Source organism: Sphaerisporangium corydalis (genome assembly GCF_025506355.1).
In the GTDB taxonomy this organism is placed as follows: Bacteria; Actinomycetota; Actinomycetes; order Streptosporangiales; family Streptosporangiaceae; genus Sphaerisporangium; species Sphaerisporangium corydalis.
Genome location: NZ_JANZYP010000009.1, coordinates 120,602 through 146,299, shown reverse-complemented (window position 1 = coordinate 146,299; position 25,698 = coordinate 120,602). Strand labels below are relative to the sequence as shown.

Here is a 25,698-nt window from a genome sequence, read left to right as displayed (position 1 = left end):
AGGCGCGCGAGAGGAAGCAGTGAGATGGGTCTCGAAGAGAAATTGCCCAGCGGGTTCGTCCTGTCCACGGTCGAGCAGGCCGCCGGATGGGCGCGCAAGAACTCCGTCTGGCCGGCCACGTTCGGCCTGGCCTGCTGCGCCATCGAGCTGATGGCCACCGGCGGTCCCAACCACGACCTGGCCAGGTTCGGGATGGAGCGCGCCTCGGCGTCCCCCCGGCAGGCCGACCTGATGATCGTGGCGGGCCGGCTCTCGCAGAAGATGGCGCCGGTGCTCCGCCAGATCTACGACCAGATGGCCGAGCCGAAGTGGGTCATCGCCATGGGCGTGTGCGCCTCCAGCGGCGGCATGTTCAACAACTACGCGATCGTGCAGGGCGTCGACCACGTCGTGCCGGTGGACATCTACCTGCCCGGCTGCCCGCCGCGCCCCGAGATGCTCATCGACGCGATCGTCAAGCTGCACGACAAGATCCAGAACATGAAGTTCGGCGCACACCGCGCCAAGCAGATCGACGAGCTGGAACTGCAGGCTCTGCGGTCGCTTCCGCTCATCGATCAGGGGACCTCGAAATGAGCACTGACAACCTCCCCGGGGTGCCGGAGGAACCGATCGCCCGCCTGGGCATGTTCGGCGCCGGCGACTCCGGCGACACCTCCGGCTACGGCCGCCTGGTGGTGCGCCGCCCGGCGCGGCCGTCGGCCGCCAAGCCCTACGGCGGCTACTTCGACGAGCTGGCCGACGCGCTCGAGCGGGCCGCGGGCGACGTCTACGAGGGCATGGTCGAGCGCGTGGTCGTCGACCGCGACGAGCTGACCCTCCACGTCGCGCGCGAGCGCCTGCCCGAGGCGCTGCGCCACCTCCGCGACGACCCCGCCCTGCGGTTCGAGCTGTCGCTCGGCGTGTCGGGCGTGCACTACCCGGAGGAGACCGGCGCCGAGCTGCGCGCGGTCTACCACCTGTGCTCGATCACCCACAACAGGCGGGTGCGGGTGGAGGTCTCCTGCCCCGACGCCGACCCGCACGTCCCGTCCACGGTGTCGATCTACCCGACCCACGACTGGCACGAGCGCGAGGCCTACGACTTCTTCGGCATCGTCTTCGACGGCCACCCGGCGCTCACCCGCATCGAGATGCCCGATGACTGGGAAGGCCACCCGCAGCGCAAGGACTACCCGCTCGGCGGCATCCCGGTCGAGTACCGCGGCGCCACCATCCCCGCGCCCGACCAGAGGAGGTCGTACGCATGACCGCCGTCCATGACGGAGAGACCGCCCACGCCGGGCAGGACGACGCCACCGAGGGCAGGGTCTACAGCGTCAACGGCCAGGACTGGGACGAGGTCGTCCAGGCCGTCGCCGACTCCTCCGAGGAGCGCCTGGTCATCAACATGGGCCCGCAGCACCCGTCCACCCACGGCGTGCTCAGGCTCGTGCTGACCCTCGACGGTGAGAACGTCACCGAGGCCCGTGTGGGGATCGGTTACCTGCACACCGGCATCGAGAAGAACATGGAGTTCCGGACGTGGACCCAGGGGGTCACGTTCGTCACCCGCATGGACTACCTGTCGCCGATCTTCAACGAGGCGGCGTACTGCATGGCGGTGGAGAAGCTCCTCGGCATCACCGACCGGGTGCCGCTGCGCGCGCAGACCATCCGGGTCATGATGATGGAGCTCAACCGCATCTCCTCCCACCTCGTGGCCATCGCGACCTTCGGCCTGGAGCTGGGCGCGACGACGCCGATGCTGTTCGGGTTCCGCGAGCGCGAGCTGGTGCTCGACCTGTTCGAGTACATCACCGGCCTGCGGATGAACATGGCCTACGTCCGGCCGGGCGGCGTGTCGGTCGACCTGCCCGCGGGGGCCGTCGACAAGATCGGCGAGTTCCTCAAGATCATGCCGGGCCGCATCAAGGAGATGCGCAAGCTCCTTGACGAGAACCCCGCCTACACCCGCCGCACCAAGGACGTCGCCTACCTCGACCTCACCGGCTGCATGGCGCTCGGGATCACCGGCCCCATGCTGCGCGCGGCGGGCCTGCCGTGGGACCTGCGCAAGTCGCAGCCCTACAGCGGCTACGAGACCTACGACTTCGACGTGCCCACCGCCACCTCCTGCGACGTCTACGGCCGCTACCTCGTGCGGGTGGCCGAGATGGAGGAGTCGCTGAAGATCATCGGTCAGTGTCTCGACCGGCTCTCCGGCTCCGAGCTCAAGGGCAGGCCGGTCATGATCGAGGACAAGAAGATCGGCTGGCCGGCGCAGCTCGCCCTCGGCCCCGACGGTCTCGGCAACTCGCCCGACCACATCGCCCACATCATGAGCAGTTCGATGGAGGCGCTGATCCACCACTTCAAGCTGGTGACCGAGGGCTTCAGGGTCCCGGCGGGCCAGGCGTACGTCCCGGTCGAGTCGCCGCGCGGAGAACTGGGCGCGCACGTCGTGAGCGACGGGGGCACCCGCCCCTTCCGCGTGCACTTCCGCGACCCGTCCTTCACGAACCTGCAGGCGGTGCCCGCCACCTGCGAAGGCGGCATGATTGCCGACGTCATCGCCGCGGTCGCGTCGATCGACCCGGTCATGGGAGGTGTGGACCGGTGACGACCTACTCGCCGGAAGTCCGCGAGCGTCTCGAACGCGACGCGAAAGAGATCATCGGACGCTACCCGAAGGCGCGTTCGGCCCTGCTGCCGCTGCTCCACCTGGTGCAGGCGGAGGACGGCTACGTCTCCGACGCGGGCCAGGAGTTCTGCGCGGCGATGCTGGGCCTGAGCAAGGCCGAGGTGGTGGGCGTCTCGACGTTCTACACGATGTACAAGCGCAAGCCCGCGGGTGAGTACCACGTGGGCGTCTGCATCAACTCGCTGTGCGCGATCATGGGCGGCGACCAGATCTGGGACGAGCTCACCGAGCACGCCGGCCTCGGCAATGGCGAGACCAGCACCGACGGCAAGATCTCGCTCGAGCGCATCGAGTGCAACGCCGCCTGCGACTTCGCCCCGGTCATGATGGTCAACTGGGAGTTCTTCGACAACCAGACCCCCGAGTCGGCCAAGAAGCTCGTCGACGACCTGCGCGCCGGCAAGGAGGTCGCGCCCACGCGCGGCCCCGGGCGCCTGTGCTCGTTCAAGGACGCCTCGCGCGTGCTCGCGGGCCTGCCCGACGGCCTGGCCGGCGACGGCCCGTCGGCGTCCGGCCCCTCGATCGAGGGCCTCAAGATCGCCAAGGCCAACGGCTGGACGGCACCGGCACCTTCGAAGGGGGCCTCCGAATGACGACTCTGACTCCGGTCCTCACCGCGAACTGGGATCGGGCGGACTCGTTCACCCTCCAGGGGTACGGGGAGTACGAGGCCGCCAAGAAGGCGCTCGGGATGGACCCCGACGCCATCATCAAGGTGGTCAAGGACTCCGGCCTGCGCGGCCGGGGCGGCGCGGGCTTCCCCACCGGCATGAAGTGGGGGTTCATCCCCCAGGGCGATGGCAAGGCACACTACCTCGTCGTCAACGCCGACGAGTCCGAGCCGGGCACCTGCAAGGACATCCCGCTCATGATGGCCAACCCCCACTCCCTGGTGGAGGGCGTCATCATCACGGCCTACGCGATCCGCGCCAACCAGGCGTTCATCTACGTGCGCGGCGAGGTGCTGCACGTCGTCCGCCGCGTGCAGGCGGCCGTCGCCGAGGCCTACGAGAAGGGCTACCTCGGCACCGACATCCTCGGGTCGGGCTACGACCTGGAGCTCGTGGTGCACACCGGCGCCGGCGCCTACATCTGCGGCGAGGAGACGGCGCTGCTCGACTCGCTGGAGGGCTACAGAGGCCAACCTCGTCTCAAGCCCCCCTTCCCCGCCGTCGCGGGCCTGTACGCGTGTCCCACTGTCATCAACAACGTGGAGTCGGTCGCCAGCGTTCCCAGCATCATCGGGAACGGCGCCGACTGGTTCGCGTCCATGGGCACCGAGAAGTCCAAGGGCTTCGGCATCTTCTCCCTGAGCGGCCACGTCACCCGCCCCGGGCAGTACGAGGCGCCGCTCGGCATCACGCTGCGCGAGCTGCTCGACATGGCGGGCGGCGTGCGGGCGGGCCACCGGCTCAAGTTCTGGACGCCCGGCGGCTCCTCCACCCCGATCTTCACCGACGAGCACCTCGACGTGCCGCTCGACTTCGAGTCGGTCGGCGCCAAGGGCTCGATGCTCGGCACCCGGGCGCTGCAGATCTTCGACGAGACGACCTGCGTGCTGCGCGCCGTGCTGCGGTGGACCGAGTTCTACGCCCACGAGTCCTGCGGCAAGTGCACCCCCTGCCGGGAGGGCACCTACTGGCTCAAGCAGGTGCTCCGGCGGCTGGAGAAGGGCCAGGGCGACGAGGCGGACATCACCACGATCACCGACATCGCGGACAACATTCTCGGCCGCTCGTTCTGTGCTCTCGGCGACGGCGCGGTCAGCCCGATCCATTCGTCGGTGAAGTACTTCCGCGAGGAGTACCTCAAGCACTTCGAGATCGGCGGCTGCCCGTTCGATCACGCCGCGTCAACCGTGTGGGGTAAGGCATGACAGTACAGACGCCCTCGGCGGGACCGGTCGAGCAGCCGGTGGACCTGGTGACCCTCACCATCGACGGCTTCCAGATCAGCGTCCCCAAGGGGACCCTGATCATCCGGGCGGCCGAGTCGCTGGGCATCCAGATCCCGAGGTTCTGTGACCACCCGCTGCTCGAACCGGCGGCCAACTGCCGCCAGTGCCTGGTGGACATCACCGACGCCGGCAACGGCCGGGGCTTCCCGAAGCCGCAGCCGTCCTGCGCCATCGAGGTCGCCGAGGGCATGGTCATCAAGACCCAGCTCACCTCGCCGGTCGCCGAGAAGGCCCAGCGCGGGGTGATGGAGCTCCTGCTCATGAACCACCCGCTGGACTGCCCGGTCTGCGACAAGGGCGGCGAATGCCCCCTGCAGAACCAGGCCATGTCCAACGGGCAGGGCGAGACGCGCTTCGAGGAGACCAAGCGCACCTTCCCCAAGCCGATCCCGCTCTCGACCGAGGTGCTCCTCGACCGCGAGCGCTGCGTGCAGTGCGCCCGCTGCATCCGCTTCTCCGATGAGATCGCCGGCGACCCGCTGATCGACTTCTTCGAGCGCGGCGCCGCCGAGCAGGTGGGCGTCGCGGACGGCCAGCCGTTCCAGTCGTACTTCTCCGGCAACACCGTCCAGATCTGCCCGGTGGGCGCGCTCACCGGCGCCGCGTACCGCTTCAAGTCCCGGCCGTTCGACCTGGTCTCCACGCCGAGCGCCTGCGAGCACTGCGCCAGCGGCTGCGAGCTGCGCACCGACCACCGGCGCGGCAAGGTCACCCGCCGCCTGGCCGGCGACGACCCGCAGGTCAACGAGGAGTGGAACTGCGACAAGGGCCGCTGGGCCTTCGCCTACGCCACCCAGCCCGACCGCCTGCAGTCCCCGCTCGTCCGCGACGAGGAGGGCTACCTGCGGCCCGCCTCCTGGCCGGAGGCCCTGGCCGCCGCCGCCGAGGGGCTCTCGCGGGCGCGCGGCAGGACCGGCGTGCTGGTCGGCGGCCGGGTGACCGTCGAGGACGCCTACGCGTACGCCAAGTTCGCCCGCATCGCGCTGGCGACCAACGACATCGACTTCCGCTCCCGCCCGCTGTCGGAGGAGGAGACGACCTTCCTCGCCCACGCGGTCGCAGGCAAGGGCATCGAGGTCTCCTACGCCGACCTGGAGAAGGCCCCGGCCGTGCTGCTCGCCGGCTTCGAGCCCGAGGAGGAGTCGCCGATCATCTTCCTGCGGCTCCGCAAGGCGTGGCGCAAGCGCGGCCAGCAGGTCTTCTCCCTGGCGCCGTTCGCGGCGGCGGGGCTGGCCAAGATGGGCGGCACCCTGCTCCGCACGGCCCCCGGCGCCGAGGCCGAGGCCATCGGCGACCTGGTCTCCGGCTCCTCGGCGGCCGGCGCCGCGCTGAAGCAGCCCGGTGCGGTCATCCTGGTCGGCGAGCGGCTCGCCACCTCGCGCGGCGCGCTCTCCGCCGTCCTTCGGCTCAGCGCCGCGACCGGCGCCCGCCTCGCCTGGGTGCCCCGCAGGGCCGGTGAGCGCGGCGCCGTCGAGGCCGGCGCGCTGCCGAACCTCCTGCCGATCGGCCGCCCGGCCTCCGACGCCGCGGCCCGCGCCGAGGTCGCCCGCGCCTGGGACGTCTCGGCCCTGCCCGACACCCCCGGACGCGACACCTCGGGCATCCTGGCCGCCGCACTCGCGGGCGATCTCGACGCCCTGGTCGTCGGCGGCGTCGACCCCTACGACCTGGCCGACCCCGAGGCGGCGCTCGCCGCCCTGGAGAACACGCCGTTCATCGTCTCGCTGGAGATGCGCGCCAGCGCCGTCACCGACCGCGCCGACGTGGTCCTGCCGGTCGCCGCCGTGTCGGAGAAGAACGGCACGTTCGTCGACTGGGAGGGACGGGGCCGCTCGTTCGAGCGGGCCATCGAGGTGCCCGGCGTGCTGAGCGACCTGCGCGCCATCGGCGCCATCAGCGACCACATGGACGTGCACCTCGGCCTGCCCGACGCCGCCGCCGCCCGCCGCGAGCTCGCGGCGCTCGGCGCCTGGCGCGGCCCCCGGCAGCACGGCCCGAGCGTCAGCGGCGGCGGCCACCGCGCCCCCGGGGCCGGCGAGGCGGTCCTGTCGACCTGGCACCTCCTGCTCGACTCCGGTCGCCTCCAGGACGGCGAGCCCTACCTGTCCGGCACCGGCCGGGCCGTCGAGGCGCTGCTGTCGGAGGCGACCGCCGCCGAGATCGGCGCGCTCGACGGTAAGGTCACGATCACCACGGAGGGCGGCACGGTCACGCTGCCCGCACGGGTGGCCGACCTGCCCGACCGCGTCGTGTGGGTGCCGTCCAACTCGGCCGGCTGCTCGGTCACCCGCGACCTGCGCGCCGTGGCCGGCGACGTCGTCAAGATCGGGAGCGCTTCATGAGGCCTCTTCTCGTGGCCGACCCGGCCGGGCCCACCCTGGCCGACTTCGGCAAGGATCCCTTGTGGATCTCCATCATCAAGGCCCTGTTCATCTTCGTCTTCCTGATGCTGGGCGTGCTGTTCGGCGTGTGGACCGAGCGCAAGCTCATCTCCCGCATGCAGCACCGCTACGGCCCCAACCGCGCGGGCAAGTTCGGCCTGCTGCAGTCGGTCGCCGACGGCATCAAGATGGGGCTGAAGGAGGACATTCTCCCGAGGACCGTCGACAAGGTCGTCTACATCCTCGCGCCGATCATCATCGCGGTGCCGGCGTTCCTGTCGTACTCGATCATCCCCTTCGGGCCGATGGTGTCGATGTTCGGCGTACGGACGCCGCTGCAGCTCACCGACCTGCCCGTCGCGGTGCTGGTCGTCCTCGCGATGGCCTCGATCGGCGTCTACGGCATCGTGCTCGCGGGCTGGGGCTCGCGCTCCCCGTACGCCGTGCTCGGCGGGCTGCGGTCCACGGCCCAGGTGATCTCCTACGAGATCGCGATGGGCCTGTCGTTCGTGGCGGTGTTCCTGTTCGCGGGCACCCTGTCCACCTCCGAGATCGTGGCCAAGCAGGCGTCCGGCGGCTCGTGGGCCCTCGGCGGGCTGGAGATCCCGCTGCCCTCCTGGTACGCGGTGCTGCTGGTCCCCTCGTTCCTGATCTACGTGATCACGATGCTCGGCGAGACGAACCGCGTGCCGTTCGACCTGCCCGAGGGCGAGGGCGAGCTGGTCGGCGGGTTCCACACCGAGTACTCCTCGTCGCTGAAGTTCGCGATGTTCATGCTGGCCGAGTACGCCAACGTGTTCACGGTGTCGGGGCTGTGCATCACGCTGTTCCTCGGCGGGTGGCGGGCGCCCTGGCCGATCTCGCTGTGGGACGGCGCCAACGTCGGCTGGTGGCCGATGCTGTGGTTCTTCGTCAAGCTCGTCCTGGTGTTCGCGTTCTTCATCTGGGTGCGCGCCTCACTGCCCCGGATCAGGTACGACCAGCTCATGGCCTTCGGCTGGAAGGTCCTCATCCCGCTGAACCTCGGCTGGATCCTGCTGGTCGCCACCGTCCGCGCCTTCCGGGTCGCCGGCGACCAGAGGGGCCTGGTGATGGTCATCGCCTCGGTCGTCATCATCGGGATCCTCGCGATCTACTTCCGCTTCGACACGGTCAACCAGCGCCGCAGGGAGGCCAGGGCCGTGGAGGTCGAGGCCGAGTTCGAGCAGTTGCGTGCCGAGCCCGCCGCCGGCGGGTTCCCGGTCCCGGCGCTCGACCTGCCGCACTACCACGGCGTCAACGGACGCAAGGAGGTCCCCAGTGGGACTAACTGATTTCCTGAACCCGGTAAAGGGTTTCGGCGTCACCTTCCACCACATGTTCAAGAAGCCGGTGACGGTCAACTACCCCGAGGAGAAGCGGCCCACCGCGCCTCGGTTCCACGGCCGTCACCAGCTCAACCGGTGGCCGGACGGGCTGGAGAAGTGCGTCGGGTGCGAGCTGTGCGCCTGGGCCTGCCCGGCGGACGCGATCTTCGTGGAAGGTGCCGACAACACCGACGAGGAGCGCTTCTCCCCGGGCGAGCGGTACGGCAGGACGTACCAGATCAACTACTTGCGGTGCATCCTGTGCGGCCTGTGCATCGAGGCGTGCCCGACACGCGCGCTCACGATGACCAACGAGTACGAGCTCGCGGACACCAGCCGTGAGAGCCTCATCTACACCAAGGAGATGCTGCTCGCGCCGCTGGGCCCTGGGATGGAGGCGCCGCCGCACTCCATGCGCCTCGGCGAGACCGAAGAGGACTACTACCGGTTGGGCCGTAGCAATGGGTGAAACGATCACGTTCTGGGTGCTGGCCGTCGTCTCGGTGGTCGCGGCGCTCGGACTCGTCTTCAGCCGCAAGGCGGTGTACTCCGCGCTGATGCTGGGCGTGGTGATGCTCTCGCTGGCGGTGCTCTACGCCGTGCAGGACGCGCCGTTCCTCGCCGTGGTGCAGATCATCGTCTACACCGGCGCGGTCATGATGCTGTTCCTGTTCGTGCTGATGCTCGTCGGCGTCGACTCCTCCGACTCGCTCGTGGAGACGATCAGGGGCCAGCGCTTCTGGGCGGTCGTCGCCGGGCTCGGCTTCGCCGTCCTGCTGGCGGTCGGCATCGGCAACGCGGTCATCGGCGACCCGGCCGGGCTGTCGGGGGCGGTGACCGCCGACGGCGGCAACGTCCCCGCGCTGGCCAGGCTGATCTTCACGCGCTACGTCTTCGCGTTCGAGGTCACCTCCGCCCTGCTGATCACCGCCGCGCTCGGCGCGATGGTGCTGGCCCACCGCGAGCGCAGCGCGCCCAAGGCGACGCAGAAGGACCTGTCGCGCGCGCGGTTCCTCGGCGATCACCCCACCCCGCTGCCCGGCCCCGGCACCTACGCCCGGCACAACGCGATCGACATGCCGGCGCTGCTGCCGGACGGCTCGGTCTCCGAGCTGTCGGTCAACCGGGTCATCGCCCGTCACGACGTCGAGGGCGGCCGGCTGCCGGACAACCCCCGGCTCGCGCAGGCGATCAGGAACGTCGCCTCCGGCTCAGGCGGCACCTCGCCCTCGCCGAAGGTCGTCCAGGCCGTCGCCGAGGAGCCCGGGAGCCCGAGCCGGTCCGAGGGCCTCGGCGAGCCCGAGGGCGGAGGCCGGTCCGAAGGCTTCAGTGAGCCCGAGGTCCTGGGTGACGCGGAGGACAAGCCGAAGGTCGCCCAGACCGCCGGCCGGGCCGCCGAGCACCCCGTCGAGGAGGAAGGCAAGTGACCACCCACTACCTGGTGCTCTCCGCGCTGCTGTTCGCCATCGGCGGCGTGGGCGTGCTCGTGCGCCGCAACGCGATCGTCGTGTTCATGTGCGTCGAGCTGATGCTCAACGCGTGCAACCTGGCTTTCGTCACGTTCGCCCGCCAGCACGGCAACCTCGAAGGTCAGATCATCGCGTTCTTCGTGATGATCGTGGCCGCCGCCGAGGTCGTCGTGGGTCTCGCGATCATCGTGACGATCTTCCGAACCCGCAGGTCCGCGTCGGTGGACGACGCCAACCTGCTGAAGTACTAAGAGGTGGCCGTGGAACCCGCTGAGATCGTCCAGCACTCCGGTGGAGTGATCGGCGTCTCCTGGCTGACGATCGTCCTGCCCTTGCTGGGCGCCGCGATCCTCCTGCTGGGCGGCCGCCGCTCCGACCGCTGGGGCCACTTCCTCGGCGTCGCCATGTCGCTGGCGTCGTTCGTGGTCGCAGCGCTCGTGTTCTTCGAGCTGCTGGGCCTCGGCGCCGACCAGCGCCGCCGGCTCGTGCAACTGTACGAGTTCCTCCCGGCCGGCACCGTCGACGTCAAACTGGGCCTGCTGCTGGACCCGTTGTCGATCTCGTTCGCCCTGCTGATCACCGGTGTCGGATCGCTGATCCACATCTACTCGATCGGCTACATGGCGCACGACCCGGACCGGCGGCGGTTCTTCGCCTACCTGAACCTCTTCGTCGCGGCCATGCTCCTGCTGGTGCTGTCGGACAACTACCTCGGCCTGTACATCGGCTGGGAGGGCGTGGGTCTCGCGTCCTACCTGCTGATCGGCTTCTGGCAGCACAAGCCCTCGGCCGCCGCGGCGGCCAAGAAGGCGTTCGTCGTCAACCGCGTCGGTGACATGGGCCTCGCCCTCGGCATCTTCGTGATCTTCACGACGTTCGGCACCCTGAGCTTCGGCCCGATCTTCTCCCACGCCTCGCAGGCGTCGCAGGGCACGCTGACGCTGATCGGCCTCGCGCTGCTGGTCGGCGCGTGCGGCAAGTCGGCCCAGCTCCCGCTGCAGTCCTGGCTCCTGGACGCGATGGAGGGCCCGACCCCGGTCTCGGCCCTCATCCACGCGGCCACCATGGTCACCGCGGGCGTCTACCTCGTGGTCCGCTCCGGCGCGATCTTCGAGGGCGCCCCGACCGCCCAGCTCGTCGTGACGATCGTCGGCGTGGCCACCCTGCTCGCCGGTGCGATCATCGGTACCGCCAAGGACGACATCAAGAAGGCCCTGGCCGGGTCCACGATGTCGCAGATCGGGTACATGATGCTCGCCGCGGGCCTCGGCCCGGTCGGGTACGCCTTCGCCATCGCGCACCTCATCGCGCACGGCTTCTTCAAGGCCTCCATGTTCCTCGGCGCCGGCTCGGTCATGCACGCCATGAACGACGAGGTCGACATGCGCAAGTACGGGGGCCTGGCCTCCGTCATGAAGATCACGTGGATCACCTTCGGGCTCGGCTACCTCGCGATCATCGGCTTCCCGCTGCTGTCCGGTTACTGGACCAAGGACGGCATCATCGAGACCGCGATGGAGCACAACGCGATCCTCGGCTGGCTGGCCGTCGCCGGCGCCGGCATCACCGGCTTCTACATGTCGCGCGTGTTCTTCATGACCTTCCACGGCGAGCGCCGCTGGGACAAGGACGCTCACCCGCACGAGTCGCCCGCCGTCATGACGTGGCCGCTGATCATCCTGTCGATCGGGTCGGTCTTCGGCGGCGCGTTCCTCATCGCGGGCAACCGCTTCATGGAGTTCCTCGCGCCCGCGGTCGGCCGCCCCGAGGAGATGCCGAGCTTCCAGCCGTTCAGCCTCACCGGCCTGGTGACCCTCGCGCTGGTCGCGGTCGGCGTCGTGTACGCCTGGCTCAAGTACGGCAGGTCCGCGGTCCCGGCGGTCGCGCCACGCGGGTCGTTCCTCACCGTCTTCGCCCGTCGTGACCTGTACGGCGACGCGCTGAACGAGGCGCTGTTCATGCGCCCCGGCCAGTGGCTGACCCGCCTCGCGGTGTTCTTCGACAACCGCGGCGTCGACGGCCTGGTGAACGGCCTGGCGGCGCTGATCGGCGGCACGTCCGGCCGCCTGCGCCGCGTCCAGACCGGTTTCGTCCGGTCGTACGCCTTGTCGATATTCTTCGGCGCCGCCCTTCTGGTCGGCGCATGGTTCGTCGTAGGGAACCTGTGATGCCCTGGCTCTCGATATTGATGGGCGTGCCCGTGGTGGGCGCGCTGGCGGTGGCGGCGGTGCCCAAGGGCAACGCCAAGCTCGCCAAGCAGCTCACGCTCGCGGTCTCGCTCGTCGTGCTGGCGCTCACGCTGGTCATGGCGTCCCAGTTCGACCCGTCCGGGCCACGTGACCAGTTCAGCGAGGTCCACTCCTGGATCCCGTCGTTCGGCGTCCACTACGCGGTCGCCGTCGACGGCATCGCCCTGGTGCTGATCGCGCTGGCGGTGGTGCTCGTGCCGATCGTCGTGCTGGCCTCCTGGCACGACGCCGACCAGCCCGAGGCCAAGCGATCGGTCAAGACGTACTTCGCGCTGATCCTGGTGCTGGAGGCGATGATGATCGGCGTCTTCGCGGCGACCGACATCTTCCTGTTCTACGTCTTCTTCGAAGCGATGCTCATCCCGATGTACTTCATGATCGGGTCCTACGGCGGAGCCCAGCGGTCCTACGCGGCCGTCAAGTTCCTGCTGTACTCGCTGTTCGGCGGCCTGCTCATGCTGGTGGCCGTCATCGCGCTGTACACCGTCGCCGGCAAGGGCACGTTCCTGCAGCCCGAGCTGATCGGGGTCATCAAGGACCCGGCCACGCAGAAGTGGCTGTTCCTCGGGTTCTTCATCGCCTTCGCCGTCAAGGCCCCGCTGTGGCCGTTCCACACCTGGCTGCCCGACGCCGCCGCCCAGGCGCCCGCCGGCGCGGCCGTCCTGCTCGTCGGCGTGCTCGACAAGGTCGGCACCTACGGCATGCTCCGCTTCTGCCTGGAGCTGTTCCCCGACGCCGCCAAGTTCTTCACCCCGCTGGTGATCACGCTCAGCGTCATCGGCATCGTGTACGGCGCGATCGTGGCCATCGGGCAGACCGACATGAAACGGCTCATCGCCTACACGTCGATCTCGCACTTCGGCTTCATCACCATGGGCGTGTTCGCGATGACCGCCAACGCGGGGTCGGGCGCGACGCTCTACATGGTCAACCACGGCTTCTCGACCGGCGCGCTGTTCCTGCTCGCCGGGTTCCTGATCAACCGCCGGGGTTCGCAGTACATCGAGGACTACGGAGGCGTGCGCAAGGTCGCCCCGATACTCGCGGGCACGTTCCTGATCGCCGGCCTGTCGTCGCTGTCGCTGCCGGGCCTGTCGACCTTCGTGAGCGAGTTCCTCGTCCTGATCGGAACCTTCCAGCGGTACGCCGTCCCCGGTGTCATCGCCCTGTCGGGCATGGTCCTCGCCGCCGTCTACATCCTGTGGATGTACCAGCGGATGATGACCGGGCCGACGGCCGAGAAGGTCAAGGCCATGCCCGACCTGAACCTCCGCGAGAAGTTCGTGGTCGCCCCGCTCATCGCGCTGCTCATCGGCTTCGGGTTCTTCCCCGCCCCGCTGCTCAACGTGATCAACCCGGCGGTCGAGCAGACCCTGACCAGCGTGCAGGCGCCGCAGTTCACCCCCGCCGTACCCGCCACCGCTGAGAAGAAGGGGCCAGGCCAGTGAGCATGCTCGCCACCGCCGTCCTCGGCGCGCCGACTCCCATCCCGTCGCCGACGATCGAGTACGGGCAGCTCGCGCCGATGCTCCTGGTCTTCGGCGCGGCCATCGTCGGCGTGCTCGTCGAGGCGTTCACCCCGAAGTACCTGCGCAAGTCCATCCAGATGCCCATCACCGTCCTGTCCCTGATCGGCGCGTTCGCGCTGACGGTCTGGGAGGGCTTCCAGGGCGTGCGCAACGCCGCCGCCATGGGCGCCGTCGCGGTCGACGGGCCGTCCCTGTTCATCTGGGGCGCCATCCTGCTGCTCGCCGTCGTCAGCGTGCTGCTGATCAACGACGACGACCAGTTCGTCGCGCAGGCCGCGGCCGTCCCCGGCAGCGCCGAGGAGGACCAGGCGATCTCCCAGGGCGGCGCCCACACCGAGATCTACCCCCTGGTGCTGTTCGCCGTCGGCGGCATGATGCTGTTCCCCGCCTCGAACGACCTGCTGATCATGTTCGTCGCCCTCGAGGTCATGTCGCTGCCGCTGTACCTGCTGTGCGGCCTGGCCCGCCGTCGCCGCCTGCTCTCGCAGGAGGCGGCGATGAAGTACTTCCTGCTCGGCGCCTTCTCCTCGGCGTTCTTCCTGTACGGCACGGCCCTGCTGTACGGCTTCGCCGGCACGGTCGACCTCGGCGGCATCGAGAAGGCCCTCGGCACCGTCGGCGGCCAGGACAGCCTGCTGTACATGGGCGCCGGGATGCTCGGCGTCGGCCTGCTGTTCAAGATCGGCGCGGCTCCGTTCCAGGCCTGGAAGCCCGACGTGTACCAGGGGGCGCCGACCCCGATCACCGCCCTGATGGCCTCCGGCACGCTGATCGCCGCGTTCGGCGCGCTGCTGCGGGTCTTCTGGGTCGCGCTCGGCAACCTCGACGCCCAGTGGACCCCGGTGCTGTGGGCCGTCGCCATCCTCACGATGGTCGTCGGCGCGATCCTCGCGATCACCCAGACCGACATCAAGCGCATGCTCGCCTACTCGTCGATCGCGCACACCGGCTTCCTGCTCACCGCCGTGGTCGCCACCGGCAAGGAGGCGCAGAACGCCGGCGCGCTCGCCGGCATCCTGTTCTACCTGGTGGCCTACGGCTTCGCCACGGTCGGCGCCTTCGCGGTCGTCACCATGATCCGCGACGCCGGAGGCGAGGCCGGGCACCTGTCCCGCTGGGCCGGGCTCGGCAAGCGGTCGCCCGTCCTGGCCGGGATCTTCGCGCTCTTCCTGCTCGCCTTCGCCGGCATCCCGCTCACCTCCGGGTTCTTCGGCAAGTACGCGGTCTTCGCCGCCGCCGTCGCCGGAGGAGCGGTTCAGCTGGTCATCGTGGGTGTGGTGACGTCCGCCATGGCGGCGTTCTTCTACGTCCGCGTGATCGTCCTGATGTTCTTCAGCGACCCGGCGCCCGAGGGACCCACCATCGCGGTGCCGAGCATGGGTACCGCGGCTGTGGTCACGGTTTCGGCTGCGGCTACGGTAGTTCTCGGAGTCTTCCCCCAGCCGGTGCTCGACCTCGCGCACACGGCTGCGCAGTCGCTGTTCGTCCGTTAGGAGCAACACTTCATGGCCGCGCCGCCCGTAGTCGACCTGCCTTTCATCGACGAAGGGCTGGCAGCGGATGTCGCCAGTGGCCTCGACGCCGTCGAGAAGCTGCTCCGCGCCTCCGCCGACAGTGAGGACGCCTTCGTCGCGGAGGCGTCCAAGCACCTCATCGAAGCCGGAGGCAAGCGCTTCCGCGCGATGATCGTCCTGCTGGCGTCGCACTTCGGCGACGCCGGCGCCCCCGGCGTCGTACCGGGGGCCGTGGTCATCGAGCTCACCCACCTCGCGACCCTGTACCACGACGACGTCATGGACGAGGCCCGGGTCCGCCGGGGGTCCCCGTCCGCGAACGCCCGGTGGGACAACACGGTCGCCATCCTCACCGGCGACTACCTGTTCGCCCAGGCCTCCGAGATCCTCGCCGACCTCGGCCCCGAGCTGGTCCGCATCCAGGCCCAGACGTTCTCCCGGCTGGTCCGGGGCCAGATCCGCGAGACCATCGGCCCCCGGCCCGGTGTCGACGACGTCACGCACTACCTCGACGTGCTCGCCGACAAGACCGGCTCGCTGATCGCCACTTCCGGCCGGTTCGGCGCCCTGCTCGCCGGGGCGTCCAGGGACGTCGTCACCCGGCTCACCGACGCCTGCGAGGCCATCGGCGTCGCCTGGCAGCTCGGCGACGACCTGCTGGACGTCGCCTCGTCGGCGGGGGAGAGCGGCAAGACGCCCGGCACCGACCTGCGCGAAGGCGTCCGCACGCTGCCGGTGCTGTACGTGCTGGCGTCCACCGCCCCGGCGGACGCGCGGCTCCGTGAGCTCCTGTCCGGCCCGGTCGCCGAGAGCGACGTGGAGGAGGCTGTGGAGCTGCTGCGCGCCAACCCGGCCATGGCGCGGGCCAGGGCCGAGCTGATGTCCTGGGTCGACCGGGCACGGGCCGACCTCGCCGCCCTGCCCGACATCCCGGCCCGCGCGGCCCTGCTGGCCCTGTGCGACTACGTGGCCGACCGCTCCGGCTGATTCCCCGGCGGGGGTCAGGTTCCGGCGAGCAGTTCCACGACGGAGGCCAGCTTGTCGGCGTACATCGCGTTCACGGTGATGTAGGAGATCTGGTGCGCGTCCCGGCGGCGGAGCAGCCGGTCGGCCATCTGCCGGGGGGTCCCGTCGAGCACGGCGATCGAGTCCGCCGGGAGGTCGCCGCCGATCTGCTGGGCGAGCCACGGCGGCATCTCGTTGCCGACCACGTGCAGGCCGGCGCTGAGCTCCAGGCGGTCGAAGTCGTCGCTGGCCAGCTTGATCAGGCGCACGGGCTCGGCCAGGCCGTCCTCGGTGGTGGTCGCCGGCAGGCCGAGGGCCACGGTGTCGGCGTTCCTGGCGGCGAAGCCCAGCATCCGGGCGCCCGACGCCGCGATCAGGACGCGCGGGGCCGGTTCGGCACCCGCCCACTTGCGTGCGTGGCGTAGGGCCTCCTCGAGCTGCCTGATCCGCTGGTCGGGCGTCCCGAACGGCACGCCCAGCCGGGCCGCGTCCTCACCCGCCGCCGGCCGCCCGACGCCGAGGCCGAGCTCGAACCGCCCGCCCGACAGGAAGCCCATCCCGGAGACCTCCCAGGCGAGCTGCTCGGGACGCCGGTACGGGGCGGCCAGCACGAACGTGCCCAGCCCGATGGACGTGGTCGCGGCCGCCGCCGCGCTCAGCGCGAGCAGCGGGGGGAGCGTGCCGAGGGTGTCAGGGGCCAGGAAGGTGGCGTATCCGAGGTCCTCGGCGCGGCGGGCGAGAGCGGTCCACCGGCCGGCGTCCTTCACCCTCCCGGCGACGATCCCGAAGCGAAAAAGGCGATCTGCCATGGTCACTCCTTCGGTTCCCGTCGATGCTCCCGCCTCGCGAGGACGCCGTCGTCCTCCGCTCGGACAGGACCGCCGTACGGCCGAGGGGGTACGCGCGGGCGCCCGCGTACGTTGCGTGATGTATCCGGTCCCGATGCCGCGGCTCAAGACGGGTCAGGTCGGTCGTGATCTCGGCGTTCAGACCGTTTCGAGGGCCGGGGTCCCGGCGGCGGCCCGCCGGGTCGTGTGAGCGTTGCGCAGGCCCTCCCAGCTGAACACGGCCAGGGCCAGCCAGATGATCGCGAAACCGGCCCAGCGGCTCGGCGGCATGGTCTCGTGGGCCACCAGCACGCCACACAGGAACTGCAGGATCGGCGCGATGTACTGCAGGAGTCCGATCACCGTCAGCGGGACGCGGATGGCGGCGGCGGTGAAGCACATCAGCGGGATCGCGGTGACCACACCGGCGCCCACGAGGAGCGCCGCATGGCCGGGCCCCTCGTTCCCGAACGTCGACGTCCCCTGCGCCTGCAAGAAGATCAGATACGCCAGCGCGGGGGCGAGGAGGACCAGCGTCTCGACGGTCAGGCTCTCGGCCGCGCCCACGTTCGCGGACTTCTTGATCAGGCCGTAGGTGCCGAAGCTGACGGCGAGCACCAGGGCGATCCACGGCGGCCGGCCGTAGTCCACGGTCAGCACGACGACGGCCAGGGCGCCGAGCCCGACGGCCGCCCACTGCCACGGGCGCAGCCGCTCCCGGAAGATCATCACACCGAACAGCACGCTCACCAGCGGGTTGATGAAGTACCCCAGCGCGCTCTCGACCACGTGGCCCGCGTTCACGGCGTAGATGTAGACGCCCCAGTTCACCGAGACGACCACGGCGGCCAGGGCGAGCAGGAGAAGCTTCCTGGGCTGCCCGGCCATCTCGCGGAACCAGGACCAGTGGCGTCGTACGGCGAGCACGGCGATCACCGCCACCAGCGACCAGACCATGCGGTGAGCGAGGATCTCCACCGCCCCGGCGGGCTTCAGCAGCGGCCAGTAGAGGGGGAAGAGGCCCCACATGGCGTAGGCGGCGATGCCATACAGGACACCCCGGCGCGAATCAGGCATGTAGCCTATTTACACTGCTGACAGCCTTAACCACAAATAAGTAAGGCTTCGTCATCTATTAAGGAATGCTTACCTGAGGAACAACCGGACCGGCCACGTGGTTGGCTAGTCTGCAAGGCTGTCTGACGGAGGTGCACGATGGGCTGGCTCTTCGGCAAGAACAAGACTTCGATCGTGACCGCGGAGGAAGCGCTGCCCGGCCGCACGGCGACGATGCCCGTGCCCGGCCGCCACGCCGTCCTCGACGCGCCCCTCGCCCCGCCGTACCCCGAGGGTACCGAGATCGCCGAGTTCGGGCTCGGCTGTTTCTGGGGCGCCGAGCGCAAGTTCTGGCAGACCCCCGGGGTCGTCACCACCTCGGTCGGCTACCAGGGCGGCCACACCCCGAACCCCACCTACGAGGAGGTCTGCAGCGGGCTCACCGGCCACGCCGAGGTCGTCCGCGTGGTCTTCGACCCCGCCCGCGTCTCCTACGAGGAGCTCCTCAAGGTCTTCTGGGAGGCCCACGACCCCACCCAGGGCATGCGCCAGGGCAACGACGTCGGCACGCAGTACCGCTCGGCGATCTACACCCACGGCCCCGCCCAGGAGAAGTCCGCCCTCGCCTCCCGCGACGCCTACCAGGAGGTCCTCACCACCGCCGGCTACACCCCCATCACCACCGAGGTCACCCCGGCCCCCGAGTACTACTTCGCCGAGGACTACCACCAGCAGTACCTCTTCAAGGTCCCCAACGGCTACTGCGGCATAGGCGGCACCGGCGTCTCCTGCCCCATAGGCCTCACCACCGGCGAAGCCTGACCCCTGAGCCCGCCCTTGCGAAAGGGCGGGCTCCGCTGCGAGAAGGGCGGGCTCCGCCTGAAAAGGCCCTCGCTTCGCTCGGACTGTTCTTATGGGGCTCCCGCCCCAACCCTCAGGCCGGGGCTCCGCCCCCGCACCCTCGAACCCCGCGGCTACGCCGCACACGAAGACGGATACTGCGCAGGTCACTACCGACGCCCAGGTGACACGCTCTTTGGAGTGACCGCCAGGTGGATTCGAACCAGGCGGTCGTGCAAGTGTGTGCCTACACTTGGACTATGACCGCAGCGCCAGAGGAGTACGAGGACCTTCACCGGCTGGTGGACCGGTTGACGCCGGACCAGGTACGGGAGGTGCGTGCTCACACTCTGCGCCTGGTGCGTCCGAGCGAAGACAACCAGGACGAGCAGTGGCCGCCCGCATGGTTCGGGACGATCACAGCAGGTCGCGATGACTATGCGGAACGTGCTGAGGAAATCCTCCGGGAGGGGTACGGTCGTGAGGCGTGATTGTCGTCGACACCGGCCCCATCGTCGCCGCCGCCATTGCCAACGACCGTAAACACGCCGCATGTATAGCGATCTTCGAACGGCTCCACCGGGAGCGACGCGATCTATTGATTCCGAGTTTCGTAGCAGGTGAGGCGTGCTACATGCTAGGGCGTCTGGGCGGCGCGAAGGTCGAAGCCGCGTTCCTTCGCTCGCTCCGATACGGCCAGTTCAAACTCGTGGACCCGACGCCTGATGACCTCGGACGGATCTCTGTCCTAGTGGAACGCTATGCGGACCTTCCTCTGGGATCCGCCGACGCATCGGTGATCGCTCTGGCGGAGCGATTTCACCTCCCGGAGGTCTTCACTGTCGATATCAGAGACTTCTCGGTGGTCAGGCCGGCTCACGTCCCCGCCCTCACAATCGTGTCCCCATGACCCACTACCCGAGCTACGACTACCACCAGCAGTACCTCTTCAAGGTCCCCAACGGCTACTGCGGCATAGGCGGCACCGGCGTCTCCTGGCCATCGGCCTGACCACCGGCGAAGCCTGACCCACCGAACCACGGGCCGCACCCGCATCCGGGTGCGGCTCGTGGCCATACCCGGCTCAGCCAGGAAGCGGCTCAGCCAGGAAATGGCCTCGCTCCGCTCGGACGCTCCTCTTGGGGCTCCCGCCCCAAACCCCGAGGCAGGGGCTCCGCCCCCACACCCCCAACCGAGATGCGCTACACCACACGTGAAAACGGGTGCTGCGCAGGTCACCACCAGAACTCGGGCGGCACGACGGTCGGACCACCAGCAGTACCTTCACCGCAACAAAAACGGCTACTGCAGGTTGGGTGGCACCGGCGTCTCCTGCCCCATCGGCCTGACCACCGGCGAAGCCTGATCCACTTGGCTATGGGCCGCACCTTGTACAGGTGCGGCCCATAGGCATGTATGCGGCTTTGCCCGGAAATGAAATGGCCCTCGCTCCGCTCGGACTGTTCTTATTGGGGCTCCCGCCCCAAACCCCCAAGGCAGGGACTACGCCCCACATGCCCTGAACCATGAAGCTGGTCGGGTCCTTCAAGCCCCTCGCCAGGTTGGGTGTTCTCGCCGGTGAGGCGCCGGGCCAGGAGGTCGATCATGGGAATGTGGATCATGGCTTCGGAGCGGGTGGGCAGGGCCTCGTAGTCGCGGGCCAGGCGGCGGTGGAGCATCGGCCAGCCCAGAGTGCGCTCGACGACCCAGCGGCGAGGCGGAACGGTGAATCCTCTGCTGGTGGGGTCGCGGCGGACGACTTCGACGTCGATGCCGCAGGTGGCGATGCTTTCGATGACCTTGGTGCGATAGGCGCTGTCGGCCCAGATCTTGGTGATCGTGGGATGGGTGGAGGCGACCTGGGTCAACAGGGTACGCAGGCGGCGCTGTCGGATACGCCGGGGGCGGTGACCAGTACCGCGACAGCCGGTGCTGAGCGCCTGGCGGAGTGCCCAGCGGGCGTCGGACAAGTCGCTGGGGTAGGTTCGCTGCTTGGCCATACCTCCGGCGTACCTTTCGGCGCGGGGCAAGCCCAGCCTTTTGAGGCGGCCCTCACCAGTGGGTAAGGCCCAAAGCGCCAGGTCATGGGATGAGACAGGAGTTTTCGGTACGAGATCGGCAGCTGCCGGTCGAGCGGCTGCGCTTCAGGGGCCCGCACATCCGCTCAGACTGCGCATACGCCGCTGCTCCGCTGGCCGGACATGCCTGGGCATTCATCCATGGGAAGGGATCAAACGCCCACTAGTGCCGGCGTCGTCGCAACGATTGGCGCGACGTCAACACGTTAGCCCTATCGGCCAGGCGACCGGCGAAACTTGAACTTGCGACCTACGCGGCCGGGTCCTGCGGGGATTCGCCCGAGGCGTACGATGCCCGTCCCTCCTTGAGCAGAGGCTCCACCCCCGGGTTCCGAACCAGTAAGTTGACTGTCCGAGATTGTCTGGGTGTGATCGCATGAAGTACGTAACCGCTGGGGCGGGGATCGCTGGTCCGCCTGGGAGGTGGGTGATTTGCTACTCGAAGTAGTAAGATTGGTCTATGAGTCTGCCTGAACGAGCCTTTCCGCCCGGCGAGGGCCCGGCGGCCAAGGTCAGTGTCTCTCTGCGTGCCGGCAACATCCGCGCTGTGAAGGAACGTGTCGGTACCCGCGGCTTCTCTGCCTACGTGGACGCTGCGGTGGAGCGCCAGATCGAGCGTGACCTGCTGGAGGAGGCGCTTCAGGCCAACGAACAGGAGAACGGCCCGGTCCCCCAGCGCTTCCGTGATGAGGCGGAGGATCTGTTCCGCAGCGTGAAGTCGGCTCCTGAACTGCAGGAGGTCAGCGAATGGCACGCGCACGAAGCAAGCTGAGCGCCGGAACCGTCATCCTGGACTCCGAGGGCCTTTCCAAATGGTGTGCGGCCGATCAGCGGGTCACCGCGATCGTTCGAGAGGCGCAGAGCAACGATTTCCGCGTTGCTGTCAGCGCTCTGACGCCTCTCGAAGCCTTCGACCCGCGTGTGACGAATGACCGCCTGCGCTGGCACCTGTCGCGCTTGCGCGTAGAGCCGGTGACCGAGGACGTTTCCGGTCACGCGCTGAACCTGCTCCGTGTCAGCGGTCTCCACGGCCACAAGTACGCGATCGACGCCGTCGTCGCCGCCACCGCCCTCCGCTCCATCCGGCCGGTCATCATCCTCACGTCAGATGAAGACGACATGAACAAGCTATGCGGCAAAGCAGTCCGCCTGGTCCGTGTGTAGCGCCGACAAATATCGCCATGCCGATGGCACTACCACCCGCAAGACCTCTTCAAGGTCCCCAACGACTACTCCGGCATAGGCGGCACGGGGTCTCCTGCCCCGTCGGCCTGACCACCGGCGAAGCCCAACCCTGAGCCCGCCCTTCCGGGAAGGGCGGGCTCCGCTGCGAGAAGGGCGGGGCTACGCCCGGTAAGGGCCCTCGGTTCGCTCGGACTGCGCTTATTGGGCTCCCGCCCTGAATCCGAAGATAGGGGCGCGGTCGGGATGGCTCAGTTCGGTTCCAGGGCCCGCAGGAGATCAGCGGCGAGGAGGGATGTCCGACCGTCTCAGGTTCGCCGGTCCCCCTTCCGGGTGGTCGTTTTCCAGCAGGTCGCGTCTTCGACCACGTGTCTCGCCTCGATCACCAGCACGACCGAGGTTCCGTCCGGTGCGGTCGCTTTTCATGGGACCTCGAAGTCGGCGTCGTTCGCTCTGTGCACCCGGGAAATCTCTGGCTGCTGCTGTGGGTGGGAGTGCCTGCCGTCCGTTGACTTTGTCGCAAGGAATGACCCATCATGTTGATACAAAGCTTGCGACAGAGGAGGCGATATGGCCCGCGGACGATTACCAGACGCCGGCCCGACGGTGCGTGCGGCCGAGCTGCGGATGGCGGGTGAGTGGCTGGCTCGGCACGAGCTGGCCGGGGACGGGGCGACCCAGCTGCTGGCCGGCCGGTTGGCGGTGCGGCAGCGCGCCCGCATCGTCGCCGCGGTCATCTTGGCCGTGCTGATCATCGCCAGCGCGCTCGCCGCCACTTCCGCCTTCGGCGGCTCCCAGCCGCGTCGCCCAATGCCGCTGCTGGCCCTGACGGCGCTGGTGGCCGGGCTGCTGCTGGCGCAGTCGCTGCTCGACTGGTGGGTGCGGCGCGTCGACCAGCGGGTGGGCGCGACGCTGTCCCGCAGGGCCGCCCATCTGATCCAGCCGGGCTGGCGGACCGTGCTCGGCCGGCCGTACGCGGTCTTCTCGGTCGCCACGTTCGCCGGTGCGATGGTGCTGGCCGGTAGCGCCCTGGCCGTTCCCGACCCCACCGTGCGGCGGCTGGCCGTCGTGCTGCTGATCGGCATGCTCGGGGTGACGGCAATCCTGGCCGTGCAGCTGCGCCACGTGCTCAGGCGCCCGGTCGTGGCGGAGGACGAGGAGTCGCTCACCGCCGACGTCATCATGCGCGTCGAGGACGCCCGCGAGCTCACCACGCCGAGCGTGCAGTGGTCGCTGCCCATGGTGCTGCTGTTCGGCAGCGCGCCCGCCTGGTGGAGCGCCGCCGCGGTCGTCTACCTGCTCCTGGGCCTGGTCGCGTTGATCGCGCTCCATGCCAGGACTCCGTCGAGCACGACGGTGGCCCGGACGGCCATAAGGTTCCGATGATCGTCATCGACGCGGCCTCGCCGGTGCCGCCGTTCGAGCAGCTGCGGGCCCAGCTCGCCCGGCAGATCCAGGAACGCACGCTGGCCGTGGGCACCCGGCTGCCGACCATCCGCCACCTCGCGGCCGACCTCGGCCTGGCCGTCAACACGGTCGGCCGGGCCTACCGCGAGCTGGAGGAGTCGGGGCTGATCGAGACCCGCGGGCGGGCCGGCTCGTTCGTGTCGTCCGCGGGCCAGGAGGGCCGGGAGCGGGCCCGGCGCGCCGCCGCCGACTACGCGGCCGTGATCGCCAGCGTCGGCATCGACGCGAGCGAGGCGATCCGCATCGTCCAGGCGGCCCTGACGTCTCGCGGGGCGGCCTCGGCCTCGCCATGATCGTGAGCAACTGTGATCAAGCGAAGGGTCTTGCGTATCCGACAGTGCCGAGTTCGTCGTCATCGAGAAAGCATCTGTGCCTTTCGAAAGGGGCATCAATGCGATTAAGCATGCGATCAGTGTTCGTCGCCGCGGCGACGGTGGCCACCGTGGCGGCAGGCGCGGTCACGCCGGCGGCGGCCCGGATCGGGCCGCCGGAGTCGGAGGTGGCCGGAGGCGGGAGAGCGGCTCCGGTCTGGGGTGAGTGCCCGCCGGTGGAAACCGGTATCCCGCGCGACCCACGCCAGCAGTGCGCGACTTTACGGGTGCCGCTGGACTACCGCGCCCCGCGCGGGCGGAGCATCGAGATCACGATCTCCCGGATCGGCACGGCGCTACCCGGGTCGCGTCGCGGGATCCTGCTGTCCAACCCGGGCGGCCCGGGCGACAGCGGCCTGGACCTGCCCAGCGGGCTGGCGGACGTACTGCCACGCCAGGTCCTGGATCGCTACGACCTGATCGGCTTCGATCCGCGCGGGATCGGCCACAGCACCCCGGTCACCTGTGGCCTCGATCTCGTGCGGCAGTCCACGCTGCTGCTGCCCTACCCGGCGCCCGATGGCGGCATCGAGCGCAACATCGCCTTCGCACGAGACACCGCGGCCGCATGCGCCGAACATTCCGGCGATCTGCTTCCGTTCATCACCACGGCCAACACGGCACGGGACATGGACCGCATCCGAGCCGCGCTCGGTGAGCCGAAACTGTCCTACTTCGGCCTGTCCTACGGCACCTACCTGGGCGCCGTCTACATCTCGCTGTTCCCGGGGCGCGGCGACCGGATCGTGCTGGACAGCGCCGTCGACCCGGGCCTGGTGTGGCGGGACCTCCTGCGCGGCTGGAACCAGGCGGTCGCGGTGCGCCTGCCCGACTTCCTCGGCTTCGCGGCCGAGCGGGACGCCGTCTACCACCTCGGCGCGACGCAGGACGAGGTCAGGCGCACGTACGACCGGCTGACCTCGGCCCTCGACCGGCAGCCCGTGCCGAACCCCGGCGGCCCTGTGCTCGACGGCAACCTTCTGCGCGAGATCACCCGATCGTTGCTCTACTTCGACGGCTATTTCCCGTCTTTGGCCGAGTTCTGGCAGGAGCTCGCGGCCACCGTCTCAGGATCCGGTATGAACACCGCCATGGACGCCGGCATTCTGGCGCGACTGGACCGGCTGGGCTTGGCCGATGGCGCCAAGGTGGCGCAGGTACCGGCGGACAATCGCATCGCCGCGCTCTACGCGGTGTTCTGCGGTGACGTCGCCTGGCCACGCGACGTGGCGGCGTACGCCCGGCAGGTCGCGGCCGACCGGCGGGCGTGGCCGTTGACGGCCGGCATGCCGTCGAACGTCTTTCCGTGCGCGGCGTGGCCGACCCGGCCCGTGGAGCCGCTGGTCCCCGTCACCGGTCACGGACCGCGCAACGTGCTGATCCTGCAGAACACCCGTGACCCGTCCACGTCTTTGGTGAGCGCACGCGGCCTGCGCGCCGCGCTCGGCCGCCGGGCCGTCATGATCACGGTCGACCAGGGCGGCCACGGCGTCACCGGGCTGGGCAGCTGCGCCGACGAGGTGATGCCCGCCTTCCTGGCCACCGGTGCGCTGCCCGGGCGAGATCTCTTCTGCCCCGCTCCGTCACCGGCCGACGCCTTCGCCCGCGCCACGCACTCGCCGTACATACCGTCTGTGGGGCCGCTGTAGGGCCGTTGCCCGTGGACCGCCGTGACCGAGCCACGGGCCGCACCCCCATCCGGGTGCGGCCCGTGGTCATACCCGCGGTTTCACGCGGCGATCAG

24 protein-coding genes and 1 pseudogene are annotated in these 25,698 nt (G+C 69.5%); 22 read left to right on the top strand and 3 right to left on the bottom strand.

Going from position 1 to position 25,698, the window contains the following annotated elements; all coding sequences use genetic code 11:
- The first annotated feature begins 24 nt into the window (after positions 1-24).
- From NYZ98_RS09545 to NYZ98_RS09480, 14 genes are read left to right on the top strand one after another with little or no spacing between them, the layout of a single operon-like run.
- On the top strand, positions 25-576 hold the full coding sequence (locus tag NYZ98_RS09545) for a NuoB/complex I 20 kDa subunit family protein (RefSeq protein ID WP_262842214.1): 552 nt from the start codon (positions 25-27) through the stop codon (positions 574-576).
- On the top strand, positions 573-1,250 hold the full coding sequence (locus NYZ98_RS09540; RefSeq protein WP_262842213.1) for an NADH-quinone oxidoreductase subunit C: 678 nt from the start codon (positions 573-575) through the stop codon (positions 1,248-1,250). Before NYZ98_RS09545 ends, NYZ98_RS09540 begins: the two co-directional genes overlap by 4 nt.
- The gene (locus NYZ98_RS09535; protein WP_262842212.1) at positions 1,247-2,602 is read left to right on the top strand and encodes an NADH-quinone oxidoreductase subunit D; all 1,356 of its coding nucleotides are present in this window, start codon (positions 1,247-1,249) and stop codon (positions 2,600-2,602) included. The genes NYZ98_RS09540 and NYZ98_RS09535 overlap by 4 nt, the downstream gene beginning before the upstream one ends.
- Complete coding sequence (gene nuoE, locus NYZ98_RS09530; protein ID WP_262842211.1) at positions 2,599-3,276, top strand: NADH-quinone oxidoreductase subunit NuoE; 678 nt, start codon at positions 2,599-2,601, stop codon at positions 3,274-3,276. Before NYZ98_RS09535 ends, nuoE begins: the two co-directional genes overlap by 4 nt.
- A complete protein-coding gene (gene nuoF, locus NYZ98_RS09525) occupies positions 3,273-4,559 on the top strand; it encodes an NADH-quinone oxidoreductase subunit NuoF (RefSeq protein WP_262842210.1) in 1,287 nt (428 codons plus the stop codon). The genes nuoE and nuoF overlap by 4 nt, the downstream gene beginning before the upstream one ends.
- Positions 4,556-6,982 carry an NADH-quinone oxidoreductase subunit G gene (locus NYZ98_RS09520; RefSeq protein WP_262842209.1) on the top strand — a complete coding sequence of 809 codons (2,427 nt, stop codon included), beginning with the start codon at positions 4,556-4,558 and terminating at the stop codon, positions 6,980-6,982. Before nuoF ends, NYZ98_RS09520 begins: the two co-directional genes overlap by 4 nt.
- A complete protein-coding gene (nuoH, locus tag NYZ98_RS09515) occupies positions 6,979-8,334 on the top strand; it encodes an NADH-quinone oxidoreductase subunit NuoH (protein ID WP_262842208.1) in 1,356 nt (451 codons plus the stop codon). Before NYZ98_RS09520 ends, nuoH begins: the two co-directional genes overlap by 4 nt.
- Positions 8,321-8,836, top strand: a complete 516-nt coding sequence (gene nuoI, locus NYZ98_RS09510) for an NADH-quinone oxidoreductase subunit NuoI (protein WP_262842207.1) — start codon at positions 8,321-8,323, stop codon at positions 8,834-8,836. Before nuoH ends, nuoI begins: the two co-directional genes overlap by 14 nt.
- The gene (locus NYZ98_RS09505; RefSeq protein ID WP_262842206.1) at positions 8,829-9,794 is read left to right on the top strand and encodes an NADH-quinone oxidoreductase subunit J; all 966 of its coding nucleotides are present in this window, start codon (positions 8,829-8,831) and stop codon (positions 9,792-9,794) included. The genes nuoI and NYZ98_RS09505 overlap by 8 nt, the downstream gene beginning before the upstream one ends.
- Positions 9,791-10,087, top strand: a complete 297-nt coding sequence (gene nuoK / locus NYZ98_RS09500) for an NADH-quinone oxidoreductase subunit NuoK (protein WP_189165194.1) — start codon at positions 9,791-9,793, stop codon at positions 10,085-10,087. Before NYZ98_RS09505 ends, nuoK begins: the two co-directional genes overlap by 4 nt.
- A gap of 9 nt (positions 10,088-10,096) precedes the next feature.
- Positions 10,097-12,004 (top strand): NADH-quinone oxidoreductase subunit L, encoded by a 1,908-nt coding sequence (gene nuoL / locus NYZ98_RS09495; protein WP_380707340.1) that lies wholly within the window; start codon positions 10,097-10,099, stop codon positions 12,002-12,004.
- Positions 12,004-13,533, top strand: a complete 1,530-nt coding sequence (locus tag NYZ98_RS09490) for an NADH-quinone oxidoreductase subunit M (RefSeq protein WP_262842204.1) — start codon at positions 12,004-12,006, stop codon at positions 13,531-13,533. The genes nuoL and NYZ98_RS09490 overlap by 1 nt, the downstream gene beginning before the upstream one ends.
- A gap of 2 nt (positions 13,534-13,535) precedes the next feature.
- Entirely contained in the window at positions 13,536-15,107 is a 1,572-nt protein-coding gene (gene nuoN / locus NYZ98_RS09485) for an NADH-quinone oxidoreductase subunit NuoN (protein ID WP_262842248.1), read from the top strand.
- A 12-nt stretch (positions 15,108-15,119) separates the two neighbouring features.
- The gene (locus NYZ98_RS09480; RefSeq protein WP_262842203.1) at positions 15,120-16,115 is read left to right on the top strand and encodes a polyprenyl synthetase family protein; all 996 of its coding nucleotides are present in this window, start codon (positions 15,120-15,122) and stop codon (positions 16,113-16,115) included.
- A 14-nt stretch (positions 16,116-16,129) separates the two neighbouring features.
- Here NYZ98_RS09480 and NYZ98_RS09475 read toward each other — a convergent pair whose 3' ends face one another.
- Together NYZ98_RS09475 and rarD are read right to left on the bottom strand one after the other, a co-directional pair.
- Positions 16,130-16,942, bottom strand: a complete 813-nt coding sequence (locus NYZ98_RS09475) for an LLM class flavin-dependent oxidoreductase (RefSeq protein ID WP_262842202.1) — start codon at positions 16,940-16,942, stop codon at positions 16,130-16,132.
- Between the two features lie 177 nt (positions 16,943-17,119).
- Positions 17,120-18,037, bottom strand: coding sequence for an EamA family transporter RarD (rarD, locus tag NYZ98_RS09470; RefSeq protein WP_262842201.1), 918 nt, complete (start codon positions 18,035-18,037; stop codon positions 17,120-17,122).
- A gap of 138 nt (positions 18,038-18,175) precedes the next feature.
- On the opposite strand from rarD, the gene msrA reads away from it, so the two are divergent.
- The 3 genes from msrA (at position 18,176) to NYZ98_RS09455 (ending at position 19,766) form a co-directional block, all read left to right on the top strand.
- Positions 18,176-18,838, top strand: a complete 663-nt coding sequence (gene msrA / locus NYZ98_RS09465; RefSeq protein WP_262842200.1) for a peptide-methionine (S)-S-oxide reductase MsrA — start codon at positions 18,176-18,178, stop codon at positions 18,836-18,838.
- 278 nt (positions 18,839-19,116) lie between these two features.
- Positions 19,117-19,347 (top strand): hypothetical protein, encoded by a 231-nt coding sequence (locus tag NYZ98_RS09460; protein WP_262842199.1) that lies wholly within the window; start codon positions 19,117-19,119, stop codon positions 19,345-19,347.
- Complete coding sequence (locus NYZ98_RS09455) at positions 19,344-19,766, top strand: type II toxin-antitoxin system VapC family toxin (RefSeq protein WP_262842198.1); 423 nt, start codon at positions 19,344-19,346, stop codon at positions 19,764-19,766. The genes NYZ98_RS09460 and NYZ98_RS09455 overlap by 4 nt, the downstream gene beginning before the upstream one ends.
- 635 nt (positions 19,767-20,401) lie before the next feature.
- Here the strand turns inward: NYZ98_RS09455 and NYZ98_RS09440 are convergent.
- Positions 20,402-20,780 (bottom strand): annotated as a pseudogene (locus tag NYZ98_RS09440) (transposase); the annotation flags it as partial.
- 614 nt (positions 20,781-21,394) lie between these two features.
- On the opposite strand from NYZ98_RS09440, the gene NYZ98_RS09435 reads away from it, so the two are divergent.
- From NYZ98_RS09435 to NYZ98_RS09415, 5 genes are all read left to right on the top strand, one after another.
- Positions 21,395-21,706 carry a hypothetical protein gene (locus NYZ98_RS09435; protein ID WP_262842197.1) on the top strand — a complete coding sequence of 104 codons (312 nt, stop codon included), beginning with the start codon at positions 21,395-21,397 and terminating at the stop codon, positions 21,704-21,706.
- On the top strand, positions 21,682-22,098 hold the full coding sequence (locus NYZ98_RS09430) for a PIN domain-containing protein (RefSeq protein ID WP_262842196.1): 417 nt from the start codon (positions 21,682-21,684) through the stop codon (positions 22,096-22,098). The genes NYZ98_RS09435 and NYZ98_RS09430 overlap by 25 nt, the downstream gene beginning before the upstream one ends.
- 588 nt (positions 22,099-22,686) lie before the next feature.
- Positions 22,687-23,502: a hypothetical protein gene (locus NYZ98_RS09425; RefSeq protein WP_262842195.1), complete on the top strand. Its 816-nt coding sequence runs from the start codon at positions 22,687-22,689 to the stop codon at positions 23,500-23,502.
- Entirely contained in the window at positions 23,499-23,876 is a 378-nt protein-coding gene (locus tag NYZ98_RS09420; protein ID WP_262842194.1) for a GntR family transcriptional regulator, read from the top strand. The genes NYZ98_RS09425 and NYZ98_RS09420 overlap by 4 nt, the downstream gene beginning before the upstream one ends.
- A gap of 110 nt (positions 23,877-23,986) precedes the next feature.
- The gene (locus NYZ98_RS09415) at positions 23,987-25,603 is read left to right on the top strand and encodes an alpha/beta hydrolase (protein WP_262842193.1); all 1,617 of its coding nucleotides are present in this window, start codon (positions 23,987-23,989) and stop codon (positions 25,601-25,603) included.
- The last annotated feature ends 95 nt before the right edge of the window (positions 25,604-25,698 follow it).